Genomic DNA, 7,517 nt, shown 5'->3' with positions numbered 1-7,517 from the left:
GGGGGCGGCCCTGTGGCGCATTGGGGGGGGGGTATGCTGTGGTCCCTGGGATCCGGCGCAGGACGACAGCCACACAACCGGCTGCGAGCGCTACCGCGGCGGCTACCGCGGCGCCGGGGGCCAAATTGGGGCGGGGGCCGGCTGACCCTGCGGTCGCGAGTCGGCGACCGAGCAGATTGCCGAATACGGCAACCGCACCCGCGGCCGCCATCATCAGCGCCCCCGCCGCGATCACCGCTGGACGGTGGCCTGCCCACTGCTGGAGGTCCATGGTGGGCGCTCCCGGCGTCGGCATGGTCCCGCCCCCTGATATCGACGGCACGGCCACGGAGAGTACGAACAGCGCTAGGAAGCCACACAGAGCGGCGATCAAGCTCCGGTCATCACCGCGGAATCCGGTGTTCGCTTCGGAAATGCGAGTGGACACCGCGATCACTGCCTTCGTTCGCAGGCTTGTGCGAGCGGAGCTACTGCTGCCCGGGCGATGGCGAGTTGGCCTGCGAGCGTGGGATGGACGCCGTCGTCGCCCACGAGGTCCGGTGCCGCAGGTATACCGAATACGGTGGTCAAATCGACCAGCGGGCCGCCGAGGCCGCGAATCCCGTCGACGAGCAGCCGCACATCCGTGTTGGCCCATGACGAGTGCCCGAATCGGAACGGCGGAAATCCGGCGACGCGGTCTTCGTCGACGGACGCCGGCGTGACCCAGATCCACCGCGGCGAGACCAGAGTCTGCGCGATCCGGCGCAGTTCCGACAGGTTGGCGAGCGACTCATCGATGCTCACTTGGGTCTTCCGCGCGCCGGGCCCGACCCGTGTCACATCATTCCCACCCAGCGCGCATACGACGACGTCGGGTTTCACGGCTGCCAACGTCGCCGGCCAGGATCGCAGAATCATGGCGGAGGTGTGGGCCGAGAGGCCGCCGTTTACCAGTCGCACCGCATGATCGGGTCGACGCAGACCGAGTGCGGCACGGAGTATCTCGACCCAGGACTGCAGGTCGTCGGTGAGACTGTCGCCCACTACCAGTACCGTACTCGGCCCCGTAACGGTCCAGCGGTCTATCGCAGTTGTCTCGTCGGCGCCTGCCAGCAGCACTTCGGCTGCCTCCCGCGCTGCGCGGGCGAATCGCTCCCGGGCCGCCTGATAGCTTTCCGGCGAGAGCCCGAAGAGGGTGGGCTGCGCCTCGCGCATACCGGGCAGATACCCGTACGACTTGTCGAGGTGCGTGTACCGAACGAATTTTTCGACGTCCGGAACAGGGGGCCGTTGTTCTTCGATCGCGGTTGAATCCATGCTCATCGTGCGCTTGCTTCCTGTTGCGGGGCGGCGGCGAGGGGACCGGCCACACCGAGCGGGCTGAACTGGATGGTGGCGAGTAGCCATTCGCCGTCTTGCCGGACCGCCGTGTGAGTCACCCGGAACCGGCCGTCGGCACGACGCCCGGCAAACGATGCCTCCTGGCCCTGAATGCCGACGACGACCGCTGCGTCGCCGTACTCGCGCACGGAGTCGGGCGCCCAGTCCAGTCGATCGATACGCAGGGCGCCGGGTGCGAACCGAGCGAGCCACTGGGTGCGGTCCAATACGAACCCGGCCGGACCCACAAGCGTGAAGTCGTCGGTCCCGAGTCGGTCGAGCAGCGTGGCGTCGCCGGCCAGCTCCGCTGTCACCCAGCGTCGGCACAGGGCCAGCACATTGTCGGTCGTTCCCATGATCATTCCTCTGTCGTCGATGGAGCACTGATTCCATGACGTTCGTTCGCGGACGTGCCCGAAAGCATCGGCCACGTGGCTATTCCGAGCGGACGGGAGGTTCAGGCGCGGGTGTCCTGGTCCCGCAGCAGAGAGGTCAGTGCCGTCCTGTTCGGTACGCCGAGCTTGGCGTACACGTGCGCCAGGTGTGCCTTTACGGTGCTCCGACTCATGTACAGTCGATCGGCTATCTCGGGGTTGCTCAGCCCCTGCCCCACCAGCGCCGAAACCTCCACCTCGGTCGGTGTCAGCAAGCCGAGTACGCCCTCGCCGGCGCCGCGGGGTCCCCGCCCGCGGACGAGGGCGTGTAGCACCAGGTCCGGGTCCGACCCCTGGCCGCGCTGCCAGATCTCCTCGAATTCCGCCGTGCCGATTTCCGTCCGTATGCGCGCGACGAGCTGAGCATGTGACCGCGCGTCGTCCGGCGGTCGCGGGTGTCCCATCGTGGAGCGGATGGTGTCGGCGACCGCGGCGAGCCGGAGTGCCTCGTCGGGGTTGCCGCCGTCGAATGCGAGCTCGCTCAGTCCGTCCAGAGTCGTCGCGTTACCCAGCGACAATCCATTGTCTCGCCGCACGACCAGTGCCTGTAGACGAAGTTCGCGCGCCTGCGCTCTTTCGGCAGACACCAGGCGGGCATGCTCGTCGAACAGGTCGGCGAGTTCGTACGGCGCACCGAAATCTGCCAGCAGGCGGTGTCCACGCGTGGCCCACTGCTCCGCCTCCCGTGTTCGTCCAAGACGCCGCAGCGCGCCTACCAAGCCTGGGACACATCTGGCTGCGGTCCAGTCCGTAGTCCGATGCTGTAAGCGGTCCACGCCCCGTGTGAACCAGCCGAGCGCCTCGTCGAGGTCGCCCAGCCATAGATGGGTCAGCCCCAGCGGGACCACCAGGCCGACGGCGTCGGCCTCCTTGGCCCTGCTCAGCGCGTCCACCAGGGGTTCCAACAGCCGCAATGCACCCGCCAGATCGCCGGACACCGCCAGCGCGTGCGCGGTGTTGCCCGACAGCGTGCCGGTGGCGAAGTAGTCACCGAGCGGAGCGGCCAGCTCGATCGCCTGCCTGCCCGTCTCGACCGCGAGGGCAACGCGGCCGTTGGTCAGGTGGGTGTATATCCCGACGCCGGCGGCGAACCCCCCACAGAACCGATCACGACGCCGCCGTGCGCGCTCGGCAATCCGGTGCGCGAGAACGTCCGCCGCGCGGTTACGTCCGCGCGTCACCAGGGAGTAGGCCTCGAGCACGCCCGCCCAGTCCGCCGCGAAATCATCACCGCCGGCAGTGGCGACCGCCCGGGCCGCGGCCGCCGTCGCCGCGCAGTCGTCGAAGTCGACGAAGAAGCGCGCGAACGCCGACGCGGCAAGGCAACGCCCCCGGGTCTTTTCGTCGTCCACCTCGCGGGCCAAGGCCACGCCACGCTCGGCTGCTTCCGCGACTTCCGACAGCTGCCCGGTGGCCATGGCCAACAAGGCGCGTCCGGCGTGTAGTCGCGCGGTGACACTCGTTCGGTCGTCGGGCCGCGCGGCCAGTGCTCGGTCGATGGCCCGCCGACCGAAGTCGATTTCACCGCTGACCAGCCATGCCTCGGCCATCACCGCGGCCAGCTGCCGGGCGCGATCACGTTCGGGACCGGTCGCGGTACGGTCCAGGCAGGTGGCGATATCGGCGCGGTGGGCCGCGAGAACTGTGCGCCATCGGTCCTGGTCTTCAGCCATGCCCCACTGCGCCCGTTCCGCCAAGGCGAGATGGAAGTCGACATGTCGGTCGCGTATGGCGTCGGACTCGCCTGCGGCTTCGAGTCGTTCCACAGCGAATTGGCGAACGGTATCGAGCATGCGATAGCGCAGTTCCCCCTGCATCTCCACCGTGAGCAGTAGCGAGGTATCCAGCAGTCGGGCCACACCGCGCAGGGGGATGCCGAACGAGTCGATCGTCTCCTCGTCCCCTGCCACCGCGGCGGCCGCCTCCAGCGTGAAAGGACCGCTGAACACTCCGAGCCTGCGAAACAGCCGCTGCTCTGGCGCGGTCAGCAAGTCGTGACTCCAGGCCATGGACGCCATCAGAGTCCGGTGGCGCGGGGTGGTACAACGAGGTCCTTCGACGAGCAACTCGAGCGCGTGGTCCAAGCCCGCGGTGATTTGGGACAGCGACAGCGCGCGGACCCATGGCGCCGCGAGCTCGATCGCCAGCGGTAGATGATCCAACCGCGCACATATCGCCGTCACCCCTTCGGGATCCTGCGTGACGTCGAAATCCGGAACCACCAGGCAGGCACGGTCTTCGAACAATCGCGTCGACTCGGGCGGGCGCAGCGGCGGTACCCGCCACACGGTCTCGCCGCGGATGCCCAGCGGCTCCCGGGTGGTCGTGAGGACCGTGATTTCCGGGCACTCCGTCAGAATCGACTCCACCAGCTCCGCTGTCGGTATCAGCAGGTGCTCGCAGGTATCGAGCCACAACACCATGCGACGGCGGGACAGCGCCGCTGTCAACGCAGCGAGTTCCGTACTGCCGGGCTCCAGGCTCACACCGGCCGCGGCCGCCACTGTCGTGGTCAGCATGTGTGCGTCGGCCAGCGGACCGAGGTCGACCTCCACGGTGGGGTCGGGCCACTGGTCCCGGATCTCGGCAGCCAGTCGATTTGCCAAGCGCGTCTTCCCGCAGCCGCCGACACCCGTCAGCGTGACCAATCGCCGATTCCGGAGCACACCGACCAACTCTGCCAACTCACGCTCTCTACCCACGAAGCTGGTCAGGTCGTTCTGCGAACTATTCACGTGCCCGGCCTGTCCACAATAAGAGAATGCCACCTGTGGCGACTATGTCGGCACCACGCGGCTCGTAATATTTTCTCCTCGCGGCGAGACCGGCGATTCCGCCGATTCGCGCAACCCGACAGCGAATTATGCTGCAACCTTTCAGAGATGAAAGGAAACGTGCTGTGAAAATAGTGCAGCGGGCCGCCGTAGCCCTGGCGGCGAGCGGCGAGATGCTCGTAGTATGCCTTGCCACGCTTGTCTTTCTGAGCCCGGCCGCGTCCGCCGAGAACTGGAAATGGTTCGAGTGCGGCGGGCAGAGCTATCAGTGGTGCCAACAATCCAAAGCCACGCTCGCCCGTGAAGGGAACAGGACACAGGCCATCAATTGGCCCGACCGGGGTTGCACCGCCCCGCCGGAGTCGTATGCCTGTCGAAAGGGCTTCTGGTACTACGGATAACGGGACGCCGTGGACGGTGGCGGCGGCGTAGTCGGGCAGGACAGGCGACAACTGGCGATTTGCGTCTTACGCAGCGGCGGTGGGTTCGGCCACTATCACAACGACAGAGCTGGGTCTGGCGAGTGTGGTTGGCGGCGTGCATCGGCCCCCGGGACTCGCTGTCGCGGCCGCCTCGGCGCGCGGCGGATGAGGCGCGAGCGGACCGGATCGCTGGTGTGCGGGCGGTGGCGGTGGAGGGCGTACCGCACCTATGTCGCCGCCAACGTGATCCTTCCGGCACCTTGGAACCGGCGATTTCACCGATATGGCGTTTGTGGAGATCGGGGTATCGTCTCGACGGCGAGGCAGCGATCTCGTGACCGAATTCAGAAGGAGCCTCAGCTGTGTCACTGGTCCGCGTCCAGAACTTCTCCATTTCGCTCGACGGCTACGGCACCGGCGAGGGCCAGAGTCGTGACGCACACTTCGGCCACGCCGGCGACAGGTTGCACGAATGGGCGTTCGACACCAAGTGGTGGAAGTCCGGGGGTAGCGACGGTGTCGACAACAGCTTCATGCAGCAATTCGGTCGAGGGATCGGCGCCGAGATCATGGGTGCGGGGAAGTTCGGCCACCCGGGGTGGCACGAGGAGCCGGACTGGAAGGGCGCGTGGGGGCCGAATCCGCCGTTCCACACGCCGGTCTTCATCCTCACCCATCACCCGCGCCCGTCGATCGAAATGGAAGGCGGAACCACGTTCCACTTCCTCGATGCCTCGCCCGCCGAGGCGGTCGAGACCGCCCGGAAGGCAGCGGACGGCCAAGATATCCGCATCGGCGGAGGTCCTACCGTGATTCGTGAGTTCCTGGCGGCCGGGCTGATCGACCACATGCACGTCGTGGTGGTCCCGATTCTGCTCGGGCGGGGCGTGCGCCTCTGGGAGGGCCTGGAGGGACTCGAGCAGGACTACCGGGTCGAGGCCACCTCCTCGCCGAGCGGTGTCACCCATATGACTTTCAATCGCATGAAATAGCTGAACACAGGGCGTGCTGTACGGTCGCGAAAAAGAGCAGGAGGTATTGACCGACCTGTTGCACCGCGCGCGCACCGGACGTGGTGCCGTCGTGAATCTGACCGGGGAGCCGGGAATCGGCAAGACCGCACTTCTGGATGAATTCGCGGCCGAGGCGTCCGGTGCTTGGGTGCTGCGTGCGTCGAGCGTGGAAACCGAGCGCGAATTCGGCTATGCGACTTTGCATCAACTGCTGTTGCCGGTGCTGGACCGAATCGACCGGTTGCCCACTCCACAATCGGCGGCACTGCGAGTTGTGTTCGGACTCGCCGCGGGCCCGACCCCCGAACGATTCGTGGTCGGCCTCGCGGCCCTCTCGCTGTTGTCGGATCTGGCCTCCGAACAACCGGTGGTGTGCTCGGTCGATGATGTGCACTGGACCGACCGCCCCTCGGCGGGTGTGCTGGAATTCGTAGGCAGGCGGCTGGACACGGAGCCGATCGTGGTCGTGCTGGCATCGAGAACCGGCGAACGATCGGCCGTCGCTTTGTCCGGTGCTCTGGATATGCCGTTGGGTGCCCTGGATCGTGCGGCTGCGGCCCGTCTGCTGGCGGAGCGGACCGGATCGCACCTGTCGCCCGCCCAGCAGGAAGTCGTCTTGGATGCGACGGCCGGTAATCCGTTGGCGATTATCGAGTTGCCGGGCGACGCCCTCCGTCCGGGGGTATCGTCGGCAGCGCCGGTGCCCATGGCGGACACCTTGCGAGCGGCTTTCCTCGCACGGGTGCGGCGGCATCCTCCGCCGGTTCAGCGGCTGCTGCTCTTGATCGCGACAGCCGGCCAGGTGCGGCGCGGCATCCTGAGCCGCGCGGCCGCCGAGTTCGATGCGGCGTCGGTGGCGGAGCTCGGCCTACTGGATGAACTCGTCGACACCGAGGCGGCGACGGTCGCTTTTCGTCACCCTCTGATCCGCTCGGCCGTCTACTACGATTTCACCGCTTCGGACCGTCGCGAGGCACATCGGGCGCTGGCGGTGGCGCTGCAATCCACCGCAATGGACGCCGAACGCTCCGCCTGGCACCTGGGACAGGCGGTCGACGGCCCGGACGACGCGATCGCCGAACGACTCGATCAAGTCGGCAGTGGTGTCCAGGTCAGCTCGGCTACCTCGGCTGCGTTACTCGCCCGCGCGGCGGAGCTGAGTACACCCGGCCCGCGTCGCTCCCGGCGGTATTTCCGTTCGGCGACCGGGTGGTGGAACAGCGGGGATTCCGATAAAGCGACGCTCATGCTCGAGCTGATCGACCAGGAAGGGCAGCCCGAGGAGTCCTTACGCCGCGACACCGTCTGGCTGCGCTCTTTGATGGAGCTGCATACGGGCATGCCGGGGGATGCGGTAGCGATGCTGCGCTCGCTGCTGCCGACGATGGCCGAAGCTGATCCGCTGCGAGCGGTGTCGTTGCTGATGCTGTTCGGGGAAGCCAGCTTCCACGCGAACCTGCCCATCGAGTGGGCACATGTCGGAGCCATCGCCGAGAGATTGCCGATGTCCGG

General features: G+C 67.2%; 5 protein-coding genes. 2 read left to right on the top strand and 3 right to left on the bottom strand.

Annotation, left to right across the window (positions count from 1 at the left end):
• Nucleotides 1-432 precede the first annotated feature (432 nt).
• The 3 genes from QH470_RS16755 to QH470_RS16745 form a co-directional block, all read right to left on the bottom strand.
• Nucleotides 433-1,305, bottom strand: a complete 873-nt coding sequence (locus QH470_RS16755; RefSeq protein WP_280273297.1) for an SGNH/GDSL hydrolase family protein — start codon at nt 1,303-1,305, stop codon at nt 433-435.
• Complete coding sequence (locus tag QH470_RS16750) at nt 1,302-1,718, bottom strand: nuclear transport factor 2 family protein (RefSeq protein ID WP_280273296.1); 417 nt, start codon at nt 1,716-1,718, stop codon at nt 1,302-1,304. The genes QH470_RS16755 and QH470_RS16750 overlap by 4 nt, the downstream gene beginning before the upstream one ends.
• 101 nt (nt 1,719-1,819) lie before the next feature.
• The gene (locus QH470_RS16745; RefSeq protein WP_280273295.1) at nt 1,820-4,402 is read right to left on the bottom strand and encodes a LuxR C-terminal-related transcriptional regulator; all 2,583 of its coding nucleotides are present in this window, start codon (nt 4,400-4,402) and stop codon (nt 1,820-1,822) included.
• Between the two features lie 952 nt (nt 4,403-5,354).
• Here QH470_RS16745 and QH470_RS16740 point away from each other — a divergent pair.
• Both QH470_RS16740 and QH470_RS16735 read left to right on the top strand, forming a co-directional pair.
• Nucleotides 5,355-5,984, top strand: a complete 630-nt coding sequence (locus QH470_RS16740; RefSeq protein WP_280273294.1) for a dihydrofolate reductase family protein — start codon at nt 5,355-5,357, stop codon at nt 5,982-5,984.
• Between the two features lie 46 nt (nt 5,985-6,030).
• Nucleotides 6,031-7,517 (top strand): AAA family ATPase (locus tag QH470_RS16735; RefSeq protein ID WP_280273293.1); only part of this gene is annotated, 1,487 nt, incomplete at its 3' end.

This window comes from Nocardia wallacei (assembly GCF_029868745.1).
Taxonomy (GTDB): Bacteria; Actinomycetota; Actinomycetes; order Mycobacteriales; family Mycobacteriaceae; genus Nocardia; species Nocardia wallacei_B.
This window is presented reverse-complemented; position numbering and strand designations above follow the sequence as displayed.